The 24879-nt window shown below is 57.7% G+C and carries 24 protein-coding genes; 14 read left to right on the top strand and 10 right to left on the bottom strand.

Annotated features, from left to right (window positions below; genetic code table 11):
• Window positions 1-78: 78 nt before the first annotated feature.
• From WC683_00710 to WC683_00685, 6 genes are all read right to left on the bottom strand, one after another.
• Window positions 79-621: a flavin reductase family protein gene (locus WC683_00710; protein ID MFA4971101.1), complete on the bottom strand. Its 543-nt coding sequence runs from the start codon at window positions 619-621 to the stop codon at window positions 79-81.
• A 111-nt stretch (window positions 622-732) separates the two neighbouring features.
• Window positions 733-1713 carry an alpha/beta hydrolase gene (locus WC683_00705; GenBank protein ID MFA4971100.1) on the bottom strand — a complete coding sequence of 327 codons (981 nt, stop codon included), beginning with the start codon at window positions 1711-1713 and terminating at the stop codon, window positions 733-735.
• An 84-nt stretch (window positions 1714-1797) separates the two neighbouring features.
• On the bottom strand, window positions 1798-3921 hold the full coding sequence (locus tag WC683_00700; protein ID MFA4971099.1) for a fused MFS/spermidine synthase: 2124 nt from the start codon (window positions 3919-3921) through the stop codon (window positions 1798-1800).
• Between the two features lie 156 nt (window positions 3922-4077).
• Complete coding sequence (locus WC683_00695; protein ID MFA4971098.1) at window positions 4078-4272, bottom strand: cold-shock protein; 195 nt, start codon at window positions 4270-4272, stop codon at window positions 4078-4080.
• A gap of 267 nt (window positions 4273-4539) precedes the next feature.
• Entirely contained in the window at window positions 4540-6348 is a 1809-nt protein-coding gene (gene typA, locus WC683_00690; GenBank protein ID MFA4971097.1) for a translational GTPase TypA, read from the bottom strand.
• A gap of 95 nt (window positions 6349-6443) precedes the next feature.
• Window positions 6444-7757 carry a radical SAM protein gene (locus WC683_00685; GenBank protein ID MFA4971096.1) on the bottom strand — a complete coding sequence of 438 codons (1314 nt, stop codon included), beginning with the start codon at window positions 7755-7757 and terminating at the stop codon, window positions 6444-6446.
• A gap of 219 nt (window positions 7758-7976) precedes the next feature.
• Between WC683_00685 and WC683_00680 the strand changes: the two genes are divergently transcribed.
• The 6 genes from WC683_00680 to WC683_00655 are packed head-to-tail and all read left to right on the top strand — an operon-like array spanning window position 7977 to window position 14018.
• Complete coding sequence (locus WC683_00680) at window positions 7977-9305, top strand: TolC family protein (protein ID MFA4971095.1); 1329 nt, start codon at window positions 7977-7979, stop codon at window positions 9303-9305.
• Window positions 9302-10075 carry an efflux RND transporter periplasmic adaptor subunit gene (locus WC683_00675; protein ID MFA4971094.1) on the top strand — a complete coding sequence of 258 codons (774 nt, stop codon included), beginning with the start codon at window positions 9302-9304 and terminating at the stop codon, window positions 10073-10075. Before WC683_00680 ends, WC683_00675 begins: the two co-directional genes overlap by 4 nt.
• An 11-nt stretch (window positions 10076-10086) precedes the next feature.
• On the top strand, window positions 10087-10809 hold the full coding sequence (locus tag WC683_00670; protein MFA4971093.1) for an ABC transporter ATP-binding protein: 723 nt from the start codon (window positions 10087-10089) through the stop codon (window positions 10807-10809).
• Complete coding sequence (locus WC683_00665; protein ID MFA4971092.1) at window positions 10806-11729, top strand: ABC transporter ATP-binding protein; 924 nt, start codon at window positions 10806-10808, stop codon at window positions 11727-11729. Before WC683_00670 ends, WC683_00665 begins: the two co-directional genes overlap by 4 nt.
• Window positions 11726-12862, top strand: a complete 1137-nt coding sequence (locus WC683_00660) for an ABC transporter permease (GenBank protein MFA4971091.1) — start codon at window positions 11726-11728, stop codon at window positions 12860-12862. Before WC683_00665 ends, WC683_00660 begins: the two co-directional genes overlap by 4 nt.
• 1 nt (window position 12863) lies before the next feature.
• Window positions 12864-14018 carry an ABC transporter permease gene (locus WC683_00655; GenBank protein MFA4971090.1) on the top strand — a complete coding sequence of 385 codons (1155 nt, stop codon included), beginning with the start codon at window positions 12864-12866 and terminating at the stop codon, window positions 14016-14018.
• A 7-nt stretch (window positions 14019-14025) separates the two neighbouring features.
• Here WC683_00655 and WC683_00650 read toward each other — a convergent pair whose 3' ends face one another.
• A complete protein-coding gene (locus WC683_00650) occupies window positions 14026-14220 on the bottom strand; it encodes a DUF2934 domain-containing protein (protein ID MFA4971089.1) in 195 nt (64 codons plus the stop codon).
• A gap of 243 nt (window positions 14221-14463) precedes the next feature.
• Between WC683_00650 and WC683_00645 the strand changes: the two genes are divergently transcribed.
• The 5 genes from WC683_00645 (at window position 14464) to WC683_00625 (ending at window position 19068) form a co-directional block, all read left to right on the top strand.
• On the top strand, window positions 14464-15156 hold the full coding sequence (locus WC683_00645; GenBank protein ID MFA4971088.1) for a hypothetical protein: 693 nt from the start codon (window positions 14464-14466) through the stop codon (window positions 15154-15156).
• A 152-nt stretch (window positions 15157-15308) separates the two neighbouring features.
• On the top strand, window positions 15309-16493 hold the full coding sequence (gene speY, locus WC683_00640) for a deoxyhypusine synthase (GenBank protein ID MFA4971087.1): 1185 nt from the start codon (window positions 15309-15311) through the stop codon (window positions 16491-16493).
• A 12-nt stretch (window positions 16494-16505) separates the two neighbouring features.
• Entirely contained in the window at window positions 16506-17639 is a 1134-nt protein-coding gene (locus WC683_00635) for a type III PLP-dependent enzyme (protein ID MFA4971086.1), read from the top strand.
• A gap of 118 nt (window positions 17640-17757) precedes the next feature.
• The gene (locus WC683_00630) at window positions 17758-18183 is read left to right on the top strand and encodes a hypothetical protein (GenBank protein MFA4971085.1); all 426 of its coding nucleotides are present in this window, start codon (window positions 17758-17760) and stop codon (window positions 18181-18183) included.
• Window positions 18184-18195: 12 nt separating this feature from the next.
• Complete coding sequence (locus tag WC683_00625) at window positions 18196-19068, top strand: putative manganese transporter (protein ID MFA4971084.1); 873 nt, start codon at window positions 18196-18198, stop codon at window positions 19066-19068.
• Here the strand turns inward: WC683_00625 and WC683_00620 are convergent.
• Both WC683_00620 and WC683_00615 read right to left on the bottom strand, forming a co-directional pair.
• Entirely contained in the window at window positions 19046-19318 is a 273-nt protein-coding gene (locus WC683_00620) for a GIY-YIG nuclease family protein (protein MFA4971083.1), read from the bottom strand. The genes WC683_00625 and WC683_00620 overlap by 23 nt on opposite strands.
• Window positions 19319-19328: 10 nt before the next feature.
• Window positions 19329-20561: a DEAD/DEAH box helicase gene (locus WC683_00615; GenBank protein MFA4971082.1), complete on the bottom strand. Its 1233-nt coding sequence runs from the start codon at window positions 20559-20561 to the stop codon at window positions 19329-19331.
• Window positions 20562-20953: 392 nt separating this feature from the next.
• Between WC683_00615 and WC683_00610 the strand changes: the two genes are divergently transcribed.
• A complete protein-coding gene (locus WC683_00610; GenBank protein ID MFA4971081.1) occupies window positions 20954-22228 on the top strand; it encodes a DEAD/DEAH box helicase in 1275 nt (424 codons plus the stop codon).
• 8 nt (window positions 22229-22236) lie between these two features.
• Here the strand turns inward: WC683_00610 and WC683_00605 are convergent, their stop codons facing one another.
• A complete protein-coding gene (locus WC683_00605; protein MFA4971080.1) occupies window positions 22237-23187 on the bottom strand; it encodes a hypothetical protein in 951 nt (316 codons plus the stop codon).
• Between the two features lie 157 nt (window positions 23188-23344).
• On the opposite strand from WC683_00605, the gene WC683_00600 reads away from it, so the two are divergent.
• Together WC683_00600 and WC683_00595 are read left to right on the top strand one after the other, a co-directional pair.
• On the top strand, window positions 23345-24100 hold the full coding sequence (locus WC683_00600; GenBank protein ID MFA4971079.1) for a Nif3-like dinuclear metal center hexameric protein: 756 nt from the start codon (window positions 23345-23347) through the stop codon (window positions 24098-24100).
• A gap of 60 nt (window positions 24101-24160) precedes the next feature.
• On the top strand, window positions 24161-24661 hold the full coding sequence (locus WC683_00595; protein MFA4971078.1) for a ferritin-like domain-containing protein: 501 nt from the start codon (window positions 24161-24163) through the stop codon (window positions 24659-24661).
• The last annotated feature ends 218 nt before the right edge of the window (window positions 24662-24879 follow it).

Below are 24879 nucleotides of genomic sequence, written 5' to 3'. Positions count from 1 at the left end.
GACGGGTGTTTGCCTGCCGTCCATGCGTCTTCCCTCCCCTGTGTACGAGTTATCATTTGAAAACAGGGGCTTTTGTTTTCAAATAAGATCCGGGAACTTCGCCTTCATCATCTTCCTTCGATTCAATCTGCGTCCATCCACCATGAAGGTGCCGTCGCCTGTCGCGTGGATCGTTCGCTTCTCTTTTCGAGAACTATCGAAGTGAGCAGCGACGCCATCGAGAACGACGATATTGTGTTTTTTGACGATGTCGACGACTCTACATTCAATATTCGCCAGACACTCCTTGATCAGAGGCGCGTTTACATGATTTCCTCTGATTGGAGTAAATCCAAATTTTTCAAATTTATTTGTATCGGAACCGGAGCATATCCCCACGCCTACGACCTTATCGATGAGGTCCGCCGTGGGAATCGCGATCACGCATTCCCGATATTTTTTCAGGGCGGCGTACGAGTGATTCCAGGGACCTGTGGTCATGGCGAACACCGGCGTGAAGTCCACGACCATGGTCCAGGAGATGGTCATGATGTTATCTTTCTTTCCATCATGCGTCGTAATGAGGACGACCGGGCCTGGTTCGATCAGCGTGAACGCCTTATCGATCTTCATCCTCTTCATCATCGCAACCTCCTCGTGTCGTGTTTATACGATAATCGAATAAATAATTAAAAACAATTACGTCGCCGCTTCGAGGGTTGGAATGAAGTGACACCCTCTGTTCTGATTCAATCAGGCGCTCAGGCGTGATATTTTTTGCAATAATTCGTGCGCGTAAACGAGATGATAGAAATGTCCTTGGTTTTGAACAGGGTGCAGAGTTGCAAGCGGAGCTTTTTTCTCCAGATGCTCGCTGAATTTTATCGGCACCCACTTGTCTTCGGTCCCGTGAAATATCTCGATCCTGGTCTTTATGTCCGCAAGATCGAATCCCCAATCCTTGTACACAAGCTGCGCATCATACGCGGGCCCTTTTGAACCGTGTCTGAAGAGTTCCTGAAAATCGCGCATGAAAAGATATTGCAGATTCGGATTCGCAAACAACCGGGCGTCCGACGCGCACATGCTGGAAGACATCATCTTTACGAAAGATTTTGGGCTTTTCATCACCGTTTGCAGCAATCCAAGCAGGGAGAATGGAATCTTAAATAACGCGAGGGGTAATTTGCTGCCGATCTTTGCATAGAATCTGTCCATTGTTCCCAGGCTCCTGAGGGATTCCCTGTCGCGATAAAGCGGCATTGCGCACGCCAGATCTACAACCATCTCGATTCTCTCCGGAATGGCATATGCGCACGCCATAAGAGATGGGCCGCCGCCGGAAATGCCCATGGCTATGCACTTTTCCACCTTCAGAGTGTCGAGAAGTTCCACGTAGTTGCCTACGCTTCCCAAAAGCGTCCATCCTTTCTGAAAGTCGGATAAGCCTACGCCAGGCCGATCTGGCACGATGATCCTGTATCCCATTTCGAGAGCGGCTGCGTGGAGAAGCATTGCGTGGATGTGGGAGCCTGTCCCATGAAAAAACAATATTGGTTTTCCGCGCCCGTCTCCGTATTCGTAGTATGAAAAATTTTTTTCATCACGGAGTTTAAGGATGTTCACGCGCCGGTTAAGCTCTTCGATTTTCTCTTGAGATATGATGGGGGGTGCCGATGTCATAGGAACCTCCATTTTATTCTCTTTCTTCGACAACGCATTAACTTTTATCATTCATCGAGTACAATGTGAATAGTTTTATATATTGAGCGAAATGGCGGGCGCGACAGACGAGTTTTTTATTGCCCACCGGCTGCATTAACGGGGAAAATATCTCCTCAGCACGAAATATTCGTTGAACGGTCTGTCGTCGCTTATCAGGATTTCCCTGTCAGGATTCAGCAGTTCATCGAGGTCCAACCTCCTGAAAAGGATGTTCGCCACGTACGTCTCGATCGGCTCTTGCCCCCACTTCCACTCGAGGAGGTCCTTCCTTGCACCCTCCGGAAGGCGGCTGATGAACACATCGACCGGCGGGATGACGATCGGTGACATCGAAGCTATGAAGTGTGTGCCCCAGTTCTCCATGGAGTAAAACGCCGCGACGTAGGGGAAGGATTCGACCAGCGATCTTGCCACTGCTTGGAAGGACTCCTCCCGGTCGCCGGGGTGCCATTGCTGGACCATTCCGCCCGGTTTGAGGTGTTTCTTCATCAGGTCGTAGAATTCAGTCGAGTACAGAAGGCTCGATCCGGCGGTCTCCACAGGGGGAGGCGGGTCTATGGTTATCACGTCGAATGTCTTTTCCGTCCTCATGAGATAGCGCCTGCCGTCGTCCACTATGATGTGGCCGCGGGGATCCTGCATGAGTTCCGCGGCATCGGCGAAGAAATCCCCGAATGCGTCCCTCACGCTGGGCACGAGTTCTATGGCGGTGGTGTCGATCCCCCACGACATGGCTGAGCGGAAGGTCGTCCCCATGCCGAAGCAGATCACCAGTGCGGATTCCGGTTTTTTCGTCAGGAGTCCGAGTGGCAGATGCGCCATCACCTTCGTTATGGGTGTCACCATTGTGATGCTCACACCGTTCACGAGGAGTGCCTTGGCATAGTTGTTCTCATCGATTATTTCTGTCCCGGTGATGACCGTTGCCGTGTGATCCCGGCGCACCTTCTGATCCAGAAGGCCTGCCCCCTCCTCGTAGCTTTTGGAATAACGGATTGAAACCAGCAGCGTGCAGCAGAGAAGGATGCCGGTCGTCGCAGCCAGGGTTTTTCTGCCCGACCATGACCTCAGGAACAGGACCCACAGGAAGAGGAACGGCAGGGCGAGGATGACCATGGAGATCCGGGCGCCCGTCGCAGGCAGCAGGAGGTATGCGGCGAAGAGGGGGCCGAGTATGCAGCCTGACAGGTTGACTGCATAGGCCCGCCCCACAAGATCCGGGGCGCCATGGGACATGTCGTCGATGATCCGCGGGGTGAGATAGCCGAGCAGCGTGCAGAACGGCGCGATGCTGAGCAGTATCCACGGAACGCCCTTGTGGATCCGGGGGTCGTTCACGACCACGGGCAAGAGGACCGCCACGGACAGCGCGGCCAAGAGCGCAACGTTGGACGCCAGCTTGGATCCGGCAAGATTCCTTCGATAGAAATAGGAGCCTATCCAGGTTGAGAGAAGATAGATGAACAATATGGCTCCAAATGCATAAACAGATGTCCTCAGTATTGGGATGAAGGCGCGGATCCATACAACCTCCAGCGCCATGGAGCAGAAGCCTGTGGTGAAGAGGACCGCGTACAGGAGCGTGCTCCCGCCGGCGGAGGGCTGCGCAGCAGCGGCAGTGGACTTGCGTTGGTCGGGGATTTCGGCAGGCGAACGCAAGGGATGCCTGATCCCCAGCCAGACCGCGACGAGGGCGATCAGGAAATTCGCCGTCGCCGCGACCATCAGGGTGCTTTTGAATCCAAGCCATTCGATCAGAACGACGGTGGTCAGAATGGTGCCGCACATGGCGCCTATGACATTTGCGAGGTAGAGGAAGCTGAAGTTCGATTCGCTGGATCTCGTCTGCTCCTTCTCAAAGGCGAGCGCCAGCGGGAATGAGGCGCCCATGAGTATGCACCACCCGAGAAGGGACGCGGCGATCACGAGCGCGGACACGAGGAGATAGTAGCCTGAGTCGGTTTCGCCCATCGGCAGTAGGAGGCGTTCTCCGAGCGCGAACATCCACGGGACGGCGAATGCGCTCACTCCGATGAGGAACTCGGCCAGGGCGTAGAAATATATTGCGGATATCCTGGCGCGCGACGTCCATCCTTTGATCCACCTGCCTACGCCCCAGCTGCCGATTGCCAGGCCGAGCATGAAGACGGAGATGACGACGGACAGCACGGGGGTTATTATGCCGAAGGAGGCATAGGCCAGCCTTACCCAGATCACCTGATATAAAAGGGCGCAGAACCCGGAGAAAAAGAAAACAGTGAAAAGAATTTTACGGGTTGAGATTTTCATATGAAACCACTTGGGCGGGGCTTTGCGGCTCCCGCCCAACGTGTTTTCCGGGGATATCTGAGACGGTCAGGTTTGACGCCCTCGTTATTTACGGCTGACTTTTTCAGCGCGAGGACCTTTTTCACCCTGGCCGATCTCAAACTCGACTTTGTCGCCCTCTTTGATCGGTCCGTTCTGTACGGCGGTGGAGTGCACGTAGAGATCTTTTCCGCCGTTGTCGGGCGTGATGAATCCAAAACCCTTCGCTTCATTGTAAAACTTGACGGTGCCGGTTTCCATACGATCTCCTCCTGATGTTTCGGTTAAAGAGCAACTTCTGACGAGGTGAGACAGATATGTACGCGTCTTGATGGATATTGGCAATGATCATTCCATCCCCTCGGAAGCCGGGCTGGTTGAAACCGGCAGGACGGTGTTTTCGGTTTATGGTATCAGCAGGCCCTTGCCACACGGTCACTTTATGGCAGTGGTCCCTGCGGGCTCCGGCGGGACGTGTATTTGCTGATGATGGGGTGCTTCCCGGGACACGGCACTTATTTCTTGATTTCACTTTCGTTGGTTGGCGGGGAGGATGTTCTTGCGCAGGCGGATGTTCTTGGGCGTCACCTCCACCTGCTCGTCGTCGCGGATGAATTCGATCGCCAGCTCCAGCGTCATCGGCAGGATCGGCGAGAGGATGATGTTCTCGTCGTGGCCGGCCGAGCGCAGATTGGTGAGTTTCTTCTCCTTGCACGGGTTCACGTTCAGGTCGTTTGAACGATTGTGCTCGCCGACGATCATCCCCTCGTAGACCTCGACCCCCGGCTCCACGAAGAGAGCGCCGCGCGGCTCCAGGTGAAAGAGCGCGTACGGCACGGTCTTGCCTGTGCGATCCGCCACCAGCGTCCCGGCGACCCTGCCAGTCAGCTCCCCGCGAAAGGGTTCGTAGCCCTGCACGTACGAATTCATGAGGCCCGTCCCCTTGGTGTCCGTCAGGAACTCGTTGCGGTAGCCGATGAGGCCTCGCGACGGGATGGAGAACTCGAGGCGAACGCGGCCGGTCCCGTGGTTCACCATGTTGATCATGCGGCCGAGCCTCCGCGAGAGCTTCTCGGTCACGGTCCCTGTGAATTCTTCCTGGATGTCGATATAGAGGTGCTCGATCGGCTCGCAGAGCACTCCACCCGCCTCCTTCATGAGCACCTGAGGGCGGCCGACGGCGAGCTCGAAGCCCTCCCGCCGCATCGTCTCCACGAGGATGGCCATCTGGAATTCGCCGCGCCCCTTGACGATGAAGGTCTGGGCGTTCTCGCCCGGTTCCACGCGCAGCGCCACGTTGAGCCGGCATTCCTTTTCCAGCCGCTCCAGGATCATGCGCGACTGGACGTACTGGCCGTCGCGGCCGGAGAAGGGCGAGGTGTTGCACATGAACCTCATTGCGACCGTGGGCTCGTCGACCGTGATGCGGGGCAGCGGCTTGGGAGAATCCTCGGTGCAGATCGTGTCGCCGATGTCGACATGATCGATGCCGGATAGGATGACGATGTCGCCCGGCACGACCGCCTCGACCTCATGCACCTGGATTCCCGAGAACCCCTGCAGGCCCGTCACCTTGAGCGGCCTTGGACTTCCGTCCTCTCCTATGCACACCAGCGCGTCGTTCTTCAATGCGGTGCCGTTGAAGATGCGGCCGATCGCGAGTCGCCCCATGTAGTCGGAATAGGAGAGATTCGTCACGAGCATCTGGAACGGCTCGGCAGGATCGTAGCGCGGCGGCGGCACCTCGGAGAGGATCGCGTCGAAGAGCGGCGCCAAGTCCGTTCCCGCCTCCGAGAGCTTCTCCTGCACGATGCCGTCGCGGCCGATCGCATAGAGGACCGGGAAGTCGATCTGGTCGTCGTTCGCGTCGAGGTCGATGAATAGGCTATAGACCTCGTTCAGGACCTCCTGCGGCCGCGCGTCCTTGCGGTCGATCTTGTTGATGACCACGATGATCTTGAGGTTTGCCTCGAGCGCTTTCTTGAGCACGAAGCGCGTCTGAGGCAGAGGGCCTTCGGAGGCGTCCACGAGCAGGATGGCGCCGTCCACCATCTTGAGGCCGCGCTCCACCTCGCCGCCGAAATCCGCATGTCCCGGGGTATCGATGATGTTGATCTTGATTCCCTTCCAGGAAACGGAGCAATTCTTAGAGGCGATCGTGATCCCGCGCTCGCGTTCCAGGTCCATGCTGTCCATGACGCGTTCTTCCACAGACTGGTTATCGCGGAAGGTGCCGCTCTGCCGGAGCATGAAATCCACGAGCGTCGTCTTGCCGTGATCGACGTGGGCTATAATGGCGATATTCCTAAGTTTTTCCGTTTTGGCGGTCTTGTGCATGACCGCCCTCCTATACCAACTCGGGGCGGAAAGCCATGCAATAAAAAAGCCCTCCAAAAGGAGGCTTTTTTCAATGTCTCCGGAATTTTGAAGTTTTATGAGGCGTATTCGCAGGCCGCATCGGGTTTGCGATTGTGGGCCCGCCACCAGTGGGAGAGGTTCATGATGAGGTAGTAGAGGGGCTGGGCCCTGTTGGCCCAGAAACGCGTGAGGATCGAGCGCCACGAATAAAACCGCTTTGGAAAGCGAAGGTGTATTGCCTCTATCTCTTCCTGGTTCATCGTCGGATGGTGGCATACGAGATTGGCGCCCGTGTAGTGCTCCCAGTTGAAATCGAAGATCCTCTTATCGCGCAGCGCCTTGTCGTAAAAAGCGGTGCCGGGGAAGGGGGTCATGATCCCGGTGTTCACCAGCGCCAATCGGTTGTGCATGGCAAAATCGTATACCTTATTGAGAGTCTCTTTCGTGTCCTGGTCAAAGCCGAACATGAAGGCGCCGATCAGGTTGATCCCCGCCCGCGTGATCTTGCGGATGTGGGCCTCATAATTCTTGACCTTGTTGAACGACTTATTCGCGAGGTTCAGGATCTCCTGTTCGATCGATTCGATGCCCACGAAGAGGCTGATGCAGCCGGAATCGGCGGCGAGTTTCAGCAACTTTTCGTCGCGCGCGATCATCTCCAGCGAGCCCTGCGACCCCCACTTGATCTTCAGCGGGATCAGCGCTTCGAAAAGCTTGTAGGCGTATTCTTTCGTGAAGAAGATGTTGTCATCCACGAAGAAGAAGATGCGCGAGGGGAAGCGCTTGATTTCCTCCACGACGTGCTCCACGGGACGGGTCCGATGCGTGCTGCCGTACATCTTCGTCACCGTGCAGAAATTGCAGCCCAGCGGGCAGCCGCGGCTGGTCTGCAGCACCTGCGTGTTGAGCGTGGTGTGCCCCTTTAAGAAAAGGTCCTTGCGGGGCATCGGCAAATCTTTCAGATCGATGAAGGAGTCCGTGCGATAGACCGGTTTGAGCGCCCCTGCTTGAAAATCCGCCATGATCTGGGGCCACACCAGCTCGGCCTCATTGACGACCAGTGCATCGAAGTGCTGCGTGCATTCCGCGACCATGAACGAGGCGTGGCTTCCCCCGCAGATGGTCGGGATGCCCCTCTTGCGGAAGTGATCCGCGAGTTCATACCCGCGCGTCGCCTGGCAGGTCATCATCGTGATGCCGACGAGGTCCGCGGTCTCGTTCAGGTCCAGCGGTTCGAAGGTCTCCTCCACGATCCGGATCTCGTCGAAAAAGGGCGTGGCGAGGCCCGCCACCATTGCGAGGCCGAGGTGATGCGCGTATTTTCCTTTCGCTTTTTGGACTTCCAGGCTTGCAGGGGCGATGAGTAAGAGTTTTTTGGGGCGCGGCATTGGTGCCTGCAGCTATCACAGTTGCAACAAGGGAGAAAGGAAAAAGCTCAGCAACGTCAGGGAGGGCCAAGCTGTCATCTGATGAAGTGGATTCGTCCATTATCTCCCGAAGAGGTCGTTTGATTTTTTCATCTCGTCCGGATCTGATGGGTGAGGTTATATGCTTGACTCTTCACCTAAACTATTGGAAATATTGTCCAATTTTAACCGTGGTCCCTAATGATGCGAAAAGCGTTCCTCATCGTTGTTGTGCAACTCTTCTTTTGCGGCGTTTGCTTTGCTGCGGACGAGGCGCTGCAAAAATCGTTCATCTCGTTCAAAGATGCCGAAGAGACCGCTATCAGGAATTCGCATCAGATCGGGTCGCAGAAGTACGTCGTGGACTCGGCCAAGGACGATGCCTTTGCGCAAAAGGTGAAGCGATACCCAAGCCTCAGGTTCGGGGCGGACAGCACGTTCGTCTCCAAAATCGGAGAGATCTCCGTACCTCAGTTGGGGTTGACTCAAAAAGTAGGGGATCATGTCAGCTGGTCCACGGGACCCGTGGTCGACTGGGTCGTATGGGATACGGGGCAGATCACGAACCAGGCCAAGAGTCTCGAAAAGATAGCGGATTCCGAAGACAACAATCTGGACTACAGCACCCGGCAGGTCCTCTTGGGCGTTCGCTCGGCTTACATAGACGTGCAGCTGGCGAGCGAGGAGGTGAGGCTGGTGAAAGAGGCGCTCTCCCTCGCTCGGGCGCAATATGCCGATGTCTCTGAGAAGAAGAAGGTGGGGACCGCGGATCTGCTCGATCTCACGGTGGCTCACCAGGAGGTGGTCGACCGTGAACGCGACCTCGACGAGGCCGAGGGGGCGCTAGGTCTGGCGCAGCGGACGCTGGTCGCCGCGCTGGGTTTCGATCCGGAGAAAGAGAACCCCGATTCTCTGAATGTCGAGCCCATCAAGGCGGTGCTCAATGTGCTGCTTCCGCGATCCGATGCCAGCGTGGATGTGGAGTCTCATCCTCAAGTGAAGGCGCTTGCGGACCAGCGAGAGGCCGCTATGCTCGCGGCCAAGAGCTCCAGCGCCAGGCATTGGCCCAAGGTCGTGATGCAGGGCTCCGCAACGTACCAATATCCCAACCTCGGCGACAACACGACGATCCAGCAGAACAAGGCGACCCTCGGCCTCAATCTGCCGATCCTGGACTGGGGCATGATAAGCAAGGAAACCCGGAGCAGAAGGTATCAGGCGTATTCGGCCGAGGAACAAAAAAAGCAGACTGCGATAGATCTCTCGCGCGATACTTCGCGGATAAAGGAACGGATCATGACCCTGAAGGAATTGCGCGGGGCCAATGTGAAGGCGGTGAGAGATGCGGTGGAGGTGGCGAGGTTGACTTACGATTCTTTCCAGGCGGGCAGGGTGATATTCCTGGATGTTCAGAGGGCGAATGTGAAGGCCCTCTCCGCCAAGGTGGCTTCGGCCCAGACGGATGCGGAGCTTGCGTTGCAGATATCAAGACTGCTCTCCCTGGCTGAAAGCGATGGAGCGTCCCGATGATGAACAAACTGAAATCAGGCGACCTCAAGAGGAAGATCAAGGAGCATAAGCGCTACGTTGCGGTGGCCGTCATCGCTATCGCCGCGGCGGTGTTCTTTCTGATCCCCACCGGGGAGTCCATCTATGTGGGCACGATCGAGGTCACTGAGGTGGACGTGGCGCCGCGCGTCACCTCGCAGATCGCAGAGAGGGTGCGCGACGAGGGCGACATCGTGAAACAGGGAGACGTGCTTTATCGTCTTACGTGCGAGGACATCCAAGTGGACGCGGACAAGAGCACCAAGGACTATGAGCGCGCGAAGAAACTTTTGGCCACCGGCAACATGTCGCCGGAGCAATATGATGTCTACGAGAGGAACTATAAAAACTGGATGTGGAATATAGATTGGTGCACCGTCCGCGCCCCCATAGACGGCACGATACTCACCAAGTTCCACGAGGGCGGCGACTATGTCTACACCGGGACGAAACTCATGGCCATGGGGGACCTCACCGACGTGTGGGCTTATGTGTACGTCGATCAGCCCCTGTTGGTCAGCCTCTCCATCGGCCAGGACGTGACCGGCTTTCTGCCGGAACTCAACGACAAGCGCATCGCAGGCAAGATAATCCACATCAAGGATGAGGCGGAGTTCACGCCGAAAAACGTCCAGACGAGGAAAGAGAGAACCCGCCTGGTGTACGGCGTCAAGATCCGCTTTGACAACAGCGAGAACCTTCTGAAGCCGGGGATGCCGATCGAAGTCAGATTCACTCCTCTGAAGCGGTGACGGGACATCCTATGCCTGTTGCAATCGAGCTCAAGGGCGTATCCAAGACGCTGGGGGGGCATCGCGCCCTGGACAGGGTGACGATCGACTTCACCGAGGGTAAGCTGCACGGTCTGATAGGCGCCGAGGGCGCGGGCAAGACCACGCTCCTGCGCGTCCTGATGGAGCTGCTCTCGCGCGATGAAGGCACGATCGTATGGAAAGACGACGGCGAGTCGAAGGATTACTGGGCGCTGCGCAACGAAGTCTCATATATGCCCGGGAGCCAGAGCCTGTATCCCGATCTCTCCGTCGAGGAGCATCTCGAATTTTTCAGGGAGCTCTACTGTCTTTCAAAGGAAGACTACGCGGAGCAGAGAAAACGCCTGCTGGAGTTGACGAGGCTGGAGAAATTCCAGCAGCGGCGGGCGCGGGAGCTGTCGGGCGGGATGTACAAGAAGCTGGGTCTCATGTGCGCTCTGCTGCAGCAGCCGAAGGTGCTCTTGCTGGACGAGCCGACCAACGGCGTCGACCCCATCAGCAGACGCGAATTTTGGGATCTGCTCTACGAGCTTTCCCTCAAGAGGATACTCATCATCATTTCGACGGCGTACATGGACGAGGCCGAGCGCTGCCATGAAGCCCACCTCCTCGATGCGGGAAAACACCTCGCCAGCGGCGAGCCCAGGAAACTCCTGGCGGACGCCGGTGTTGCGAGCTTTGACGAGTTCTATCTCGCGCGGAGCGGAAGATGAACGAGAATGCGGTCTCCGTCAGGGATCTCATCGTCGCGTTCGGCGACTTCAAGGCCGTGAAAGGGGTCTCGTTCGAGGTTGTGCGCGGAGAGATTTTCGGTTTTCTGGGGGCCAACGGGGCCGGCAAGACCACCACGATCAGGGTGCTGTGCGGCCTGCTTCCTCCCACCGCCGGCTCCGTCACGGTGGCCGGCGCGGATCCCATCATGGATCCGATGGCCGTGAAGTCTCGAGTGGGCTACATGTCGCAAAAGTTCACGCTTTATCGCGACATGACGATCGAAGAGAACCTGCGCTTCACAGGCAAACTACGCAGGCTTGCCGACGACGTCATAGAATCCAGGATAAAAGAGCTGATCGGATTCATAGGGCTTGATAGGCCGCTCTACACCATGGTCAAGGATCTCCCGGCGGGCGTCATGCAGCAGGTCGCGCTGGTCGCAGCGACCATCCACGATCCGGAGATAGTATTCCTCGACGAACCGACCGCAGGGGTGACGCCGCACGCCCGGTCGCGTTTCTGGGATCTGATCGGCAGGATGAAGTCCTCCGGCAAAACTGTCTTCGTGACGACCCATTACATGGATGAGGCGGAGCAGTGCGGCCGCGTGGCCCTCATGAGCGCGGGCGAACTGGTTGCACTGGGATCTCCCGCGGAGCTCAAGGCGCGGACCTTTACGTCGCCGATCTTCGAGATCACGCCGTCGCCGGATGCGCCGGACGGCTGGCAGGACTCCCTGCGGGCGCAGGAATTCATGGATGAGCTCCAGACCTTCGGCATGCGGTATCACGCGATGACCAAGGATCCCAAGGCCTTTGAGACATACATGAATGGGCTTTTGCCCGGTTTCCTCCACAGTGAGATCAAACCGTCGCTGGAGGACGTCTTCATACGGATCGTAGGGAGCAGAGAGAGATGAAGGGATCGTTTCAATTCAGGAGGGCGAGGGCGGTCGCGCGCAAGGAGGTCAGACACATCCTCCGCGACCCGTTCACCCTAATCGTGGCGTTGGCCATACCCGTCTTCCTCACGATCATGTTCGGATTCGCCATCGACTTCGACATGCACGACGTGCGAATGGCGGTCTTTGATGCGGACATGAGCCAGACGTCGAGGGTCGTTTACCAGAAATTCATGGATTCCAAATATTTTCTGATCAACAAGATCAATCCTCTGATAGCTTTCCCAGACCGTCCGTTGTCGCGCGACCAATCCAAGATTGCGCTGATCATACCGCACAAGTTTGAGGAAAACTTGTTCAACGGCCGCGGCGCCGAGGCGCAGATCCTGTTGGACGGCGCGGACGTCACCACCGTGGGCCTCGTCTCGGGATACGTGGCCGGGATAGAATCGGCGCTGAACAAACAGCTCGCCGAATCGATCACGCCTCGGAGACCGCTCAAGACGGCGGAGCTGATGCCGCGATTTCTGTTCAATCCCGAGCAAAAGAGCTCCTGGTTCATAGTCCCCGGGCTCTCAGTCGTGATCCTTGCCATATTGTCGATATTGCTAACGTCCCTCACCGTCGCGCGCGAATGGGAGACCGGCTCGATGGAGCTTCTGCTCTCTACCCCCACGCAGCCTTCGGAGATCATTCTGGGGAAACTCCTGCCTTACGTGGCTCTGGGGCTCGTGGCCCTGGTCTTCATCTACGTTGCGGCTCGCATGGTCTTCGGCGTTCCATTCACCGGAAGCTATTCAGCCTACGTCCTGGGATGCCTCCTCTTCATAGGCGCGTATCTCTCTATGGGGCTGCTTATTTCGGTGGTCGCCAAGAATCAGCAGATAGCGATGCAGATGAGCATCATCTCCGGGTATATGCCGTCGATCCTCCTGTCGGGCTTCATTTTCTCCATCCAGAACATGGACAGAGGGTGGCAGCTGTTCACCGGCTTGTTCCCGGCGCGCTGGACCATGACGATCTGCCGCGCCTGTTATCTGAAGGGCGCGTCGTTTTCCGATCTCATCGGACCGTTCATAGCCATGATCGTGCTGGGGACGGCCTTGTTTTTAGCAGCGACGAAGAGGTTCAAGAGGACTCTGGAGAGCTGACATGTTCGAACTTTTGCGCGCATTCGTGAAGAAGGAGCTCAGGCAGGCGCTGCGTGATCCGCGGATGAAATTTCTCCTGTTCGTGATGCCTGTGATTCAGCTGACGATATTCGGGTTGGCGCTCAACAGCGACGTGAAGAACATAAAACTCTACGCGAGGCCCATGGCCAACGATCCCCTTCTCAGGGACGTGAAACGGGATGCTTTGGCCAGCGGCTGGTTCACACCGGCTGCGGGCAATGAGGAGATGGTCGGCGAGGACATCGCAAAGTTCAAGAGCGGGAGAGTGGATGCCGAGCTGTACGCGCCCGAGGGCGGGCTCACCAAGGCGTTCGAGCGCGGCGAGGGATCATTGGAGGCGGTTATCGACGGTTCGGACCTGGTGCGCGCCAGGGCGATCAACAGCTATCTTGTCGGGATATTGGGGAAAGAGGTCAATGCCCGAGTGGGCAAACCGGAATCGATCGACTTCGCGCGGCAGGCGCAGACCAAGCCTTCGAGCACAAGATCGAAGCCGATAGAATTTGCGACGAGGATACTTTACAACCCCGAGATGATGACGTCATACAATCTGGTCCCAGGGGTGTTGTGCATGCTCATATGCATCATAACGATCATGCTGACGAGCATGTCCATAGCAAAGGAGAAGGAGATAGGCACCTTCGAGACGCTTATATCGGCGCCCGTGTCCGTCACCGAGATACTGCTCGGAAAAACCATTCCTTATATCATCTTGGGCTGCGTCAATCTGCCGTTCATCTTCTTTGTTGCGGTGGCCGGATTCGACGTGCCGATGCGGGGTTCTTACCTGTGGCTCGCGGTCGCCACGGCATTTTTTTTGATTACGACGGTGAGCATAGGGACGCTGCTCTCAGTGGCGGCGCGCAGCCAGCAGCAGGCCATGATGGCGAGCTTCATCTTTCTTTTGCCTGCGATCATGCTCGCCGGGATCGTCTTTCCGATCGAGAACATGCCGATTCCGCTCAAGATCGTGGCTGCGTTCAACCCCCTGATGTATTACTCGACTTTGCTCAGAAACATCATGCTCAAGGGAGGGGACTACTGGGTCCTGTTCACTCACACGGGGGCGTTGTTTCTGATAGCGGTCGTTTCGGTCACGATGGCTTTCAAGCGATTCAAACTGCATCTGGGATGATGCAAAATTAGCGTCCGGCTCCCAGCTCTTTCTTGACCTGTTTCTCGGCCTCGAGCCAGTCCTTCGTGTCGTTGCCGTGAGTCCGACCTCGCTTGCAATATAACTCATAGGCGCGTTTCCTGATCGCCTCATATACCTTTTGGTCCGAGATGTTCATAAAAGTGTTTGTCTTCCCGGTGTTCCGATTCTCTTTGTTCGCCATATGTCCTCCCTGCCCACCTCATTTTAGGGGCGGCTGTGATTTGCGAAAGGCATGCTATTACGAAAATATGGTTTTTCAAGGAATAATTAATATTGCCATTATGGCGATGTTCGTCGGCATGGGTCGTATTATGTGAATTTTTATGACGGATCGGTTGGGTTTTTCTTATTTATCAAGGTGCTATCAATGGTTGCCGTTCATTTTGAAAAGTGTTATCCATAACCCCAACAAGGGGGGGTAACTATGAAAAAGTCGATATTGTTTGGCCTTATGGCGGCATTTGTCTTCGCTGGCTGCGGAGGCAGCGGCAGCAGCGGTCCTACGCCCACACCCACGTCGGATGCTACCAAGGCGGCTTCGTCCGCAGCAGCAAACGAGGCGATGTCTGCGGCAGGCGAAGGCGCTCAGAACGGGTTTGCGAATATGGCTCCTGCTGCGATGGTGGTGAAGGATTCTGCGGCAAAGGATTCCTACGAGGGGGCGATCAACGTCACCCATGCTTGTGATGCGGGCACGATCGCCGTCGTCGGCAATACGACTGCCGAGTGCACCGGCGACCCTTTGACAAGCTGGACCTGCAGTCAGTTTGTCGGAACCATGACGCTTACCTTCAGCGATTGCCAGCGCACGGTGACGGTGGGCTCCACGCCTTACTCTGTCACGATGAACGGCACGGCGACCTCCACTGTGACGGGTTCGGCAAGCGGCGTGGGAGCGAGCTTCTCCAGCGTGGAGTTCACGGGGGCATTTGTTGGTTCGCTTGCGCTCACGGGCGGAGTGACCGGGACGGCGCTTCTGGATAATCTGGGGTTCATAGGAGTTGGCACTTCAGGCGCAGATCCTGAGACCACCTGCAGTGGCACCACGACCATCACTATCGATGCCACCGAGCAGGTCTGCGCAGTCTCTTCGGACTGCTCTACCTGCACGGAATAGGTCGCATATTAATGATATGATCGATAAGGCCCGGCCCTGCGCCGGGCCTTTTTCGTTCGTCTCTGTTTTTTCGTATTTTCTCTTGTTTTCAATGTGTTGTCACGTTATACGCGTCCCTCATTTCAACGATTTAGGCAAAGCGGGGGAGAAAAATGGAACATAAGAAGCAAGGTTGTCCGGGCAAGGCCAAGTACCTGTCCGGGAAAAGGATTCTGCCTGAGCCGATTTCGAGCGCCACGGACATCGTGAAGCTCGTCGACAACATGGATGCATACAACGGCGGCAGGCTCAGGGCCGCCTGCCACCTCCTGAAGGACCGTTACTCCAAGGAGGACGTGACCGTGGGGATGAGCCTCGCAGGCGCGCTTACACCGGCCGGGCTCGGGCCGTCCGCCGTCATCCCGCTCATGAACCACGGTTTCGTGGACTGGCTCGTGGCGACCGGCGCGAACATGTACCACGACATCCATTTCGCGTTCAATCTGCCGATGTTTCGCGGCAGCCACAACGTGAACGATGCGGACCTTCGGGACAAGGGCGTCACGCGCATCTACGACATCCTCTTCGATTACGAGGACGTGCTGATGGAGACCGACCGCAGGCTTCGCGAGATGCTCGTTCGCCCCGAGTTCCAGAAGGAGATGGGCACGCGCGAGTTCTATCACCACCTCGGCAAGCTCCTCGATGAGTACGAGAGGAAGAACAATACAGGCCAGGTGAGCATCGTGGCGGCTGCGTACCGCAACGGCATCCCGGTCTTCACCTCCTCGCCCGGCGACTCGACCATCGGCATGAACGTGGCGGGTGTGGAGCTGCTCGCAGAGGCATCGGGTCTCCTGGGCAAGTTCAAGCTCAAGATCAACCCGAGCATCGACGTCAACGACTCCACGGCCATCATCCTCAACGCCAAGAGATATGAGAAGGGCAAGACCGGCGTGATCCTCATCGGCGGCGGGAGCCCGAAGAACTTCATGCTCCAGACCGAGCCGCAGATTCAGGAAGTGCTCATGATCCCGGAGGTGGGTCAGGACTACGACATAAACATAACGGACGCGAGACCCGACACCGGCGGGCTCTCGGGCGCTCCCCCTTCTGAGGCGGCGAGCTGGGGCAAGATAGACCCCACCAAACTCGAGGAAACGGTCACCGCATATCTCGACGTGACGGTGGCGTTGCCCATCCTGGCCGCCTACGCCATCCAGACGGCGAAACCCAAGAAGCAGAAGAGGCTCTATGATCGCGGCGGCGAACTTCGCAAAAAGCTGATCGAGTCGTATCTCGAGAACAACAAAGAGGTCGAGCACCTCAGGGGGCTCATCAGAAAACTTGGTGCCTAGCAGGAGGGAAACATGAAGGACAGACTTATGGATCTGGTGAAACACCACGGCACCCCCCTCTTTATCGTCGACCATGAGAAGATCCGCGAGAACTACCGCGCCTTCAAGAAGCATCTTCCGCGCGTTCAGTGCTACTACGCGGTCAAGGCAAACTCGAACCAGGAGATAATCAAGACCCTCTTCAAGGAAGGGGCGAGTTTCGACGTGGCCTCCTACAACGAATTCATGCAGATCTACGAGTACCTCCTGCTCTTTGAGGAGAAGGAGAAGGACTTCTACATCTGGGACAAGATCATCTTCTCCAACACCATCAAGGACCGCGAGACGCTCCGGAAGATAAGGAAGTACAAGCCGCTGATGACCTACGACAACCGCGACGAGCTCAAGAAGATAAAGGAGCACTGCGACACCGCGGGGCTGGTCCTGCGGCTGAAGGTCCCTGACACCGGATCGCAGGTGGAGATGGGCTCCAAGTTCGGCGCGGACCCGGCAGAGGCGGCTGCCCTGATCGGGGAGGCGTTTGACCTAGGCCTCACTGTGGAGGGGTTGTCGTTCCACGTCGGGAGCCAGTGCACGAATTTCGACAACTACGTATCGGCATTGTCGCTCGCCGCCGAACTTTTCACAGACGCGCGCAAGAAGGGCCACAAAGTGAACATCGTGGACCTCGGCGGCGGATTCCCGGCGCCATACGATGCACAGGTGCCTCAGTTCGCAAAGCTCGCGGATATTTTGAACTCGGAATGCGACAGGCTTTTCCCCAAGGACGCAGAGATCATAGCGGAGCCCGGGAGATTCATGGTCGCGACCGCGGCCACGCTGGTCTCTGAGATCATCGGCAAGGCGCGGCGCGACGGCAAGATCTTCTACCACATCAACGACGGCGTGTATCACACCTATTCCGGCGTGGTCTACGACCACTGGATACCGAACTTCCACGCCTTCAAGGGGGGGAAGACCGAAGTCTGCGCGGTCGTGGGTCCGACGTGCGACAGCTTCGACAAAATATCTCTGTCGGAACAGCTGCCTGCCGATTTGATGATCGGCGATTTCCTCTACACGGAAAACATAGGCGCGTACAGCGTGGCCTCCTCCACCAAATTCAACGGTTTCGACGGCGCGAAGATATTACACATCAACAATTGAGTGCTTGAAAAGCGCTTGCTTTCCGAAGGGTTGTAAGTTATACACTTTTGGCTTTTTTCCTGAAGCATTGAATCACGTCAAACGCCTGAATCGAAAGCGGATAAGGAGATGATAATCTATGAGCAATGACAACGAGATCGGATTGGGCAAGGAGATCCTTTCCTATTGCGGAAAGTGCAAGATGGCCATGGGGCACATCATCGTCTCCATGAACAAGGCGGGGAAGGTCGATAAGTGCAAGTGCAGCACCTGCTCCTCCACTCACAAGTATCGGGATCCGGAAGGGCCCGCAAAGAAACCCGGGGCGAAGCGCGCGTCCAAGAAGGCCGGCGTCGCCGTTGGGGTGATGTGGAATGAAGCGGTCACCGGGGCGAAGGGCGAAGCGAAGCCGTATGAGATGAGTGCGGAGTTCGCTCAAGGGGACGTGATCGATCATCCCGTGTTCGGGCGGGGCGTCGTGCAGTCGCTCATCGGCAACAACAAGATGAAGATCATCTTCGAGACGGCTGAGAAGATCCTGGTATTCAATCGCCAGAATCAATAAGGTGGATAGGATATGGGAGAGGTGCTCGAACACGCCTTGATGGAAACCCTCAGGATGTTGCCGCTGTTGTTCGCTATCTACTTCGCGATAGAGCTTCTGGAGTACCGTTACGGCGGCGCGGTCCGCAAAAAGATCGTGGCCGCCCATCGATTCGGGCCCCTCTTCGGCACGGCCTTCGGACTCCTGCCGCAGTGCGGATTCTCAGTGGTGGGGGCGGCGCTCTATTCGCAACGGCTTGTGACTTTGGGCACCCTGATCGCCATATTCCTCGCCACTTCCGATGAGGCGATTCCGGTCATCATGTCGCAGCCCGCCAGCATGCCGATCGTTCTTCCTCTGGTCCTAGGCAAGATCGTCATCGCGCTCGCCGGCGGATACGGAGTCGATTTGGTTTTCCGCGGGCATCGCTACGCGCATGAGTCCTGCGGCCACGACCACACCTGCGGGGAGCAGCCGGGCTGCTGCAGCCACGATGTTGCAGGAGGCCGGCGCAGGCGAGACCTTATACTGCATCCGCTCAGGCACACCTTGACCGTGTTCATCTTCGTATTCGCCACCACTTTCGCTTTGGGCCTCGTGCTGCATCACGTCGGCGAGGATAATATAGGCCGGCTCTTTCTCAAGGGCTCTCCGGCGCAGCCGGCGCTGGTCGCGTTGGTCGGCCTGATCCCGAATTGCGCGGCTTCCGTGGTCATAACGCAGGCGTTTCTCAAGGGCGCGATCGGTTTCGGCGCCGCCATGGCCGGGCTGTCGACCGGCGCGGGCTTAGGCCTGCTCGTCCTCATCCGGGAAAACAAGAGCATTGCGGATATCCTGCGCGTGTTCGTCGTCCTCTATGCCGTGGGCGTGGCTGCGGGAATGATCATTCAGACGATATGGTGGTGACGGCTTTCGCACATAGTTTAATCTTCTCCTGCCTCGTGAGGCCCTTGATCGCCGCCTCGCGCCTTGCGGCCGCCGAGCGGCTGTCCCTTCCCTCCATGTAGACGAGCTGAACCGGGCGCCTGGGCCTTGTGTATTTGGATCCGATGCCGTCGTTGTGTTCTTTGATGCGGCGCGCGAGATCATTAGTGATGCCTGTGTACAGAGTGTCGTCGCTGCACGATATTATGTAGACGTGCCAGGATCTCTTCATCTCGATCGGCCTATCTCCTCCGCCTCGCGCGCCTGCCGAACGGCCTGACCTTCATTTCAACGTATGGCTCGACCCCGGCGACGGAGCAGCGCGGAAGCTCCTGGTGAATGGTCTTCTCGATCTCCTTGAGCATCTCTTTGTCCAGCCACGTTGCGATCGTGGAGACCATGCCCTTGGCCGCCATGCGCGCTGTGCGGCCTGCGCGATGGATGTACTCCTCCACGGTCTGGGGTATGTCGAAGTTCACTATGTGCTCGATGCCTGCGATGTCCAGGCCCCGCGAGGCGATGTCGGTCGCGACCAGTATGCGGTGCTGCCCGCGGCGGAAGCCGTCCAACGCCTCGGTGCGCTCGCGCTGAGTGCGGTCGGAGTGGATGTTGGTGACGGGGTGCCCCTCTTTCTCGAGCGCCCTGAAGAGCCAGTCGGCGTCGAGCTTGCGCCGAGTGAAGACCAGTGTGGCGCCCAGCTCCTGGTGGAGCAGCGCGAGCAGACATCTCTTTTTGTCCGCCTCGTCCACCATGTAGAGGCGGTGTTCTATCCCCTCGGCCGCGCGTCCCTCGGGAAGTATGTCGATGCGCAGCGGATCGGAGAGGTGCTGCCGCGCGAGGCGCTCGATGGCCTCGGGCATGGTCGCGGAGAACATCATGGTGTGCCGCCTGGACGGGAGTTTTTCCAGTATCTTCCTGATCTGCGGCATGAACCCCATGTCCAGCATGTGATCCGCCTCGTCGAGCACCAGCTCTTCGACCTTATCCAGGCGGACGTTCTTGCGCTGCATGTGGTCAACGAGCCTGCCGGGCGTTGCGACCACTATGTCTGCGCCGGCCTTGAGATCGCGTATCTGGGGGCCCATCTTCACCCCGCCGATCACGCAGCAGGTGGAGAGGCCGTGCGGTTTCCCGAAGAGGTCCAGGAACGCTTTTGTCTGCAGCGCGATCTCGCGCGTGGGGCAGACGATGAGCCCGCGCAATCCCTTGCCGTGCCGCAGTTTGGAGGCGATCGGGATCACGAACGCAGCGGTCTTGCCGGAGCCTGTCTGCGCGAGTCCAATGATGTCCTTGCCCTGGAGTGCAGGCGGGATCACGGCCGACTGGATCGGGGTGGGATGTTCGAATCCCACGCGGCCGATTGATTTCAGGATCTCTCCGTCGAGGCCCAAGGTCTTGAACGATTGAGGCGTGGTCTCCACCGGGTGTTGGCCGACGAGGGTGAGCTCTTCCTGCATGTTTTTTTCTTTTTGCATGGGGGCGATTCCTAGTCGAATAACCTATAAAGAACAAGCCTCTTTAAATATCGAGCAACTTCCAGAGGGGCACGCCGATAAGTGTGTGTCAGAGGTCGTCGTTCGAGACAATCTTGATAAATCGAAGGAAGTCCTTGCCTTCCGTCGAAGGATCGTCTAGAAGCCGTCACCTGTAAGGTGGTTTGGAATAGTCAGCAGAGAGTTTTTCCCTTCAAGTCTCTTCTCCTGTTGCGAATCACGCCAAAAAAACAGCCTGCAAAATCGGCGTCATATTGACGCCTAGCGTAGGCCATCTGCGACACGCGCGCGTCCGCGTCAACATACGCTGACGCGAGGGTCGCGGAACAATCAGCGCCGAGGCCTCGCCTTGGCGCAGAAGAAAAGGATGTAAGATGATGCAGAACCAGACGTTTCAAGAGTTGAACCTCGCGGCGCCGATATTCCGTGCCGTGGAGGCAGAGGGTTATCGGCACCCCACGCCGATCCAGTCGCAGGCGATACCGCACCTGCTCATGGGCCGCGATCTGATAGGATGCGCGCAGACCGGGACAGGAAAGACGGCGGCATTTGCGCTGCCGATCCTGCATCTGCTCGCGGAAAAGGTGAAGAGGGCGCCCGCGCGCAGCGCGCGTGTTCTCGTGCTCACGCCCACGCGCGAGTTGGCCGCACAGGTGGGTGAGAGCTTCAGGACGTACGGACGGCACCTCAGCGTCTCTCACGCGCTCGTGTTCGGCGGGGTGGGCCAGACGCCGCAGGTGAAGGCGCTCTCGCGCGGGGTCGACGTGCTCGTCGCCACGCCCGGGAGGCTCCTGGACCTCATGAGCCAGGGGCATGTGTCTCTGTCCTCTGTCGAGATCTTCGTGCTCGACGAGGCGGACAGGATGCTCGACATGGGTTTTCTCCCCGACATGAAGAAGGTGATCGCAAAGCTCCCCGTCCAGCGCCAGACGCTCCTGTTCTCGGCGACCATGGCTCCGGATATAATGAAGCTCGCGGAGGGGATACTCAAGGACCCGGTGAAGGTCGCCGTGGCCCCGTCCGCGACCACGGTGGAGAAGGTCGAGGAACGGGTGCTTTTCGTCGACGAGGGCAACAAGCGTGCGCTGCTCTCGGATCTGCTCCGGGAGCCGGGCATGGAGCGCGCGCTCGTCTTCACGCGCACCAAACACGGCGCGAACAGGCTCGTGAAACAGCTGGGGCAGGCCTCGGTAAACGCCTGCGCCATCCACGGCAACAAGTCGCAGACCGCTCGGACCGCGGCGCTGGACGACTTCCGCAGGGGGCGCTGCAGGGTGCTCGTGGCCACGGACATCGCGGCGCGCGGCATCGATGTGGACGGGATCTCCCACGTGGTCAACTACGATCTGCCGAACGAGCCGGAGAGCTACGTGCACCGCATCGGTCGCACGGCCAGGGCCGGCGCAACCGGGCTTGCCATCTCGTTCTGCGCAGCTTCAGAGAAGGGTTATCTTCGCGATATCGAGCGTCTGCTGAAACGACACGTCCCGGTGCGCGAGGATCACGCGTATCATTCTGCCAGCGCCGCCAGTTCCACCAGCTCATCCGGTCCTGCGAGGGGCGCCTCGCAGCGAAATCAGCGCTATTCGCACCGCAGCAATGGCGCGAATAAGTTTTCCGGCGGGAAGGCCAGGCGTCGCGGCCGCTGAAATCATTTTTACGGACAGTTTGGACCGATGGTCATGCTGATCTTCGTCGCTGCCGAGCAGTGCCTCAGCCCCAGGGTGTCGTCGTACGCATAGCCGTAGACGCTGCTCCCGCACATCGAGTGCACTGCCGCTACATAATCCGTGTTCACCACAGGGCCTGCCTTGCACTCCTCCGAGGTGATCGGGGGGGTGGGGCAGCAGTACATGACAGTCGGGTCGCTCGTTTCGCTCAGGCCCAGTCCGTCGAACGTCGGGTAGTTGAATTTCTTGCACGGAGAATAGCAGCCGATCACCTCGCTCGACGAGTTCATCACGCGGAGGTCCTCGCTCGCATACTCGGGATAGCTGGATCCGCTCTGCCCCGCGCTCAGGTTGTCGCCCGTGGGGCAGCTCCCGAGGGTGAGGCCGCTGCATGAGACATTGTTGCATGGCTCGTTCTCATCATCGAGAGTGTTGTCGGCTACGGTGATGGTGAACGGGAATGTGTATCCGTCCACCGCGCTGGCGTTCCAGTATGTGTCGACCATCTGATCGCCCTGCGGCGTGAACCCGCACTGTGTCTGATCGGAGAGGGTGCATCCCCACGTGGCCTCTATCTTGGAGTCGACCGGCGGCGGACAGCCCCCGGCAGGACAGGGGTCGGAGCTCTGGCCGATATCGCAATTCCCGCCGTTGACGTCGCAGCCCTTCTTGGGCCAGAGCCTGGTCGATGCCAGGCCCGCCTCAGGTATTTCATAGTCATAGTATAAGCCGGGCTCGATTTTCACGACCGAGGGCGTAGATGCGGGCATGTTCTGCTGCTGTATCCAGATCGCATAGGAGCAGCTGTTCGTGATCCTCAGCCGCGCGGTCTGCGTGTTGTCGCCTCCGCCTCCGCCTCCGCTGCCGCCGCAGGCTGTGCATACAATCGCGACGGACAACGCCGCGACGATCGCTTTGAACATCATCGATTTTTTCATCTCTGCCTCCTTGGAAGCTGGGAACGAAATTTACCAGTGAAGTCAGTAATTTATTTGAATAGATGTGTCAAACGGACAATCTCCGGGAGCTCCTTTTGTGGTTGTTGACCGAGGCTCGTCTCATGTGCTGATATGCGCGGCATGAGGAGGTGAGCGGATGGCGAGGCTGGGATCCATAGTGAGGTTTCTAAGCAGCGAGCTCAGGATCAGAAAAATCCCTGACAGCTCCCGCAACGGGCTTCAGATAAGCACCTCGAAGGAGGTTAGAAAAATCGGCTTTGCGGTCGATGCCTCCGTCGCGGTTTTTGAGAAGGCTGCTCGCCAGGGCTGCGACCTCGTCGTGGTGCATCACGGCCTGTTCTGGAGGGGAAAGAGGGATATCTCGGGTGTGACTGCGAAGAGAGTCGCGTTTCTGAGGAGGGCCGGGATGGGGCTTTACGCCTGTCACCTTCCGCTGGATATGCATCCTGAATACGGCAACAACATAGTGCTCGCGCGTATGCTCGGGCTCACCCGTATAGAAAGATTCGGTCGCTATCACGGCATCACCATAGGATACAAGGGAAGGTTTAAGCGCCCGGTGCGGCTTCGCAGGATCGCCTCTGTTCTCAAGAGAGGAATCCGCAATGGGTGTGTCGTCCTGCCGTATGGAAAGAAGTCGATCAGAAGCGTGGGGATAGTCAGCGGTCGCGGATCGAGCCTCTTCGCGGATGCGGTCAAGGAACGGATCGACTGTTTTTTGACCGGTGAGATGCCGCACGAATCCGTGGTCGAGGCCAGAGATCTTGACGTGAGCGTAGTCCTCGGCGGCCATTACTCCACCGAGACCGTGGGCGTGCGCGCCCTCATGCCTCTCCTCAGGGAGAAGTTCGGCGTGAAGACCGTGTTCATTGACGCGCCTACCTCTATTTGATTGGGGACAAGGACTTAAGCAGGATCGTAATTTTACACAAACTTGAAAGGGGAGGGAGCCATGGGGACAAAGGGACGTGAGATAGTGGGGCTGGACGTTGGAAAGCTCGTGGATCTGCTCAACAAAGCGTATGCGGACGAGTGGCTTGCCTACTACCAGTATTTCATCGGGGCCAAGGTCGTCAAAGGTCCGATGCGCGAGGCCACGGCGGCAGAGCTGACGCAGCACGCGGCGGACGAACTTCGGCACGCGGGGCTCGTCGCCGACCGCATCATCCAGCTGGGCGGCACTCCGTTGCTCAAACCCGAGGAGTGGTACAAGTGGACCAACTGCGGCTACGATGCGCCTTCCGATCCGTACGTGGAGGCGATCTTGGCTCAGAACATCAAGGGCGAGCAGTGCGCCATCGGCGTTTACCAGAAACTGCTCGACCTCACGCGCGACAAGGACATCGTGACCTTCAACATGGTCACCACGATCCTCTCGGATGAAGTGGAGCACGAAGAGGACCTGCAGGCGATCATGGAGGACATCGAGGTCATGAAGAAGCATTACAAATAGTTCGATCCACGATTATCAAAAAATGGCGCCTCTGGTTGGGCGCCATTTTTATTGGTTTGCCGACTTCTTTTACGGCAGACATGCATGATGAAAGGTTTTCCTGAGAGGTCCGTCGCCTTGCTCTCTGTTTACGGGCATCTGTCGGCATCTTTGACGCCACATTCAATAATATACCCATCTGGAGGGTTTTTAACTTTGGTCGTTCATAAAATATCCAT

Source organism: bacterium (assembly GCA_041648665.1).
Taxonomy (GTDB): domain Bacteria; phylum UBA10199; class UBA10199; order 2-02-FULL-44-16; family JAAZCA01; genus JAFGMW01.
The sequence above is the reverse complement of the archived record's forward strand: the minus strand, read 5'-3'. Positions and strand labels throughout refer to the sequence as shown.

Coding starts and splice junctions, on each gene's coding strand:
- WC683_00680 (MFA4971095.1), top strand. CDS start 7,977: ATGATGCGAAAAGCGTTCCTCATCGTTGTTGTGCAACTCTTCTTTTGC.
- WC683_00615 (MFA4971082.1), bottom strand. CDS start 20,561: ATGCAAAAAGAAAAAAACATGCAGGAAGAGCTCACCCTCGTCGGCCAA.
- speY (MFA4971087.1), top strand. CDS start 15,309: ATGGAACATAAGAAGCAAGGTTGTCCGGGCAAGGCCAAGTACCTGTCC.
- WC683_00710 (MFA4971101.1), bottom strand. CDS start 621: ATGAAGAGGATGAAGATCGATAAGGCGTTCACGCTGATCGAACCAGGC.
- WC683_00685 (MFA4971096.1), bottom strand. CDS start 7,757: ATGCCGCGCCCCAAAAAACTCTTACTCATCGCCCCTGCAAGCCTGGAA.
- WC683_00620 (MFA4971083.1), bottom strand. CDS start 19,318: ATGAAGAGATCCTGGCACGTCTACATAATATCGTGCAGCGACGACACT.
- WC683_00675 (MFA4971094.1), top strand. CDS start 9,302: ATGATGAACAAACTGAAATCAGGCGACCTCAAGAGGAAGATCAAGGAG.
- WC683_00635 (MFA4971086.1), top strand. CDS start 16,506: ATGAAGGACAGACTTATGGATCTGGTGAAACACCACGGCACCCCCCTC.
- WC683_00650 (MFA4971089.1), bottom strand. CDS start 14,220: ATGGCGAACAAAGAGAATCGGAACACCGGGAAGACAAACACTTTTATG.
- WC683_00705 (MFA4971100.1), bottom strand. CDS start 1,713: ATGATAAAAGTTAATGCGTTGTCGAAGAAAGAGAATAAAATGGAGGTT.
- WC683_00645 (MFA4971088.1), top strand. CDS start 14,464: ATGAAAAAGTCGATATTGTTTGGCCTTATGGCGGCATTTGTCTTCGCT.
- WC683_00670 (MFA4971093.1), top strand. CDS start 10,087: ATGCCTGTTGCAATCGAGCTCAAGGGCGTATCCAAGACGCTGGGGGGG.
- WC683_00625 (MFA4971084.1), top strand. CDS start 18,196: ATGGGAGAGGTGCTCGAACACGCCTTGATGGAAACCCTCAGGATGTTG.
- WC683_00655 (MFA4971090.1), top strand. CDS start 12,864: ATGTTCGAACTTTTGCGCGCATTCGTGAAGAAGGAGCTCAGGCAGGCG.
- WC683_00610 (MFA4971081.1), top strand. CDS start 20,954: ATGATGCAGAACCAGACGTTTCAAGAGTTGAACCTCGCGGCGCCGATA.
- WC683_00630 (MFA4971085.1), top strand. CDS start 17,758: ATGAGCAATGACAACGAGATCGGATTGGGCAAGGAGATCCTTTCCTAT.
- WC683_00595 (MFA4971078.1), top strand. CDS start 24,161: ATGGGGACAAAGGGACGTGAGATAGTGGGGCTGGACGTTGGAAAGCTC.
- WC683_00665 (MFA4971092.1), top strand. CDS start 10,806: ATGAACGAGAATGCGGTCTCCGTCAGGGATCTCATCGTCGCGTTCGGC.
- typA (MFA4971097.1), bottom strand. CDS start 6,348: ATGCACAAGACCGCCAAAACGGAAAAACTTAGGAATATCGCCATTATA.
- WC683_00600 (MFA4971079.1), top strand. CDS start 23,345: ATGGCGAGGCTGGGATCCATAGTGAGGTTTCTAAGCAGCGAGCTCAGG.
- WC683_00660 (MFA4971091.1), top strand. CDS start 11,726: ATGAAGGGATCGTTTCAATTCAGGAGGGCGAGGGCGGTCGCGCGCAAG.
- WC683_00605 (MFA4971080.1), bottom strand. CDS start 23,187: ATGAAAAAATCGATGATGTTCAAAGCGATCGTCGCGGCGTTGTCCGTC.
- WC683_00695 (MFA4971098.1), bottom strand. CDS start 4,272: ATGGAAACCGGCACCGTCAAGTTTTACAATGAAGCGAAGGGTTTTGGA.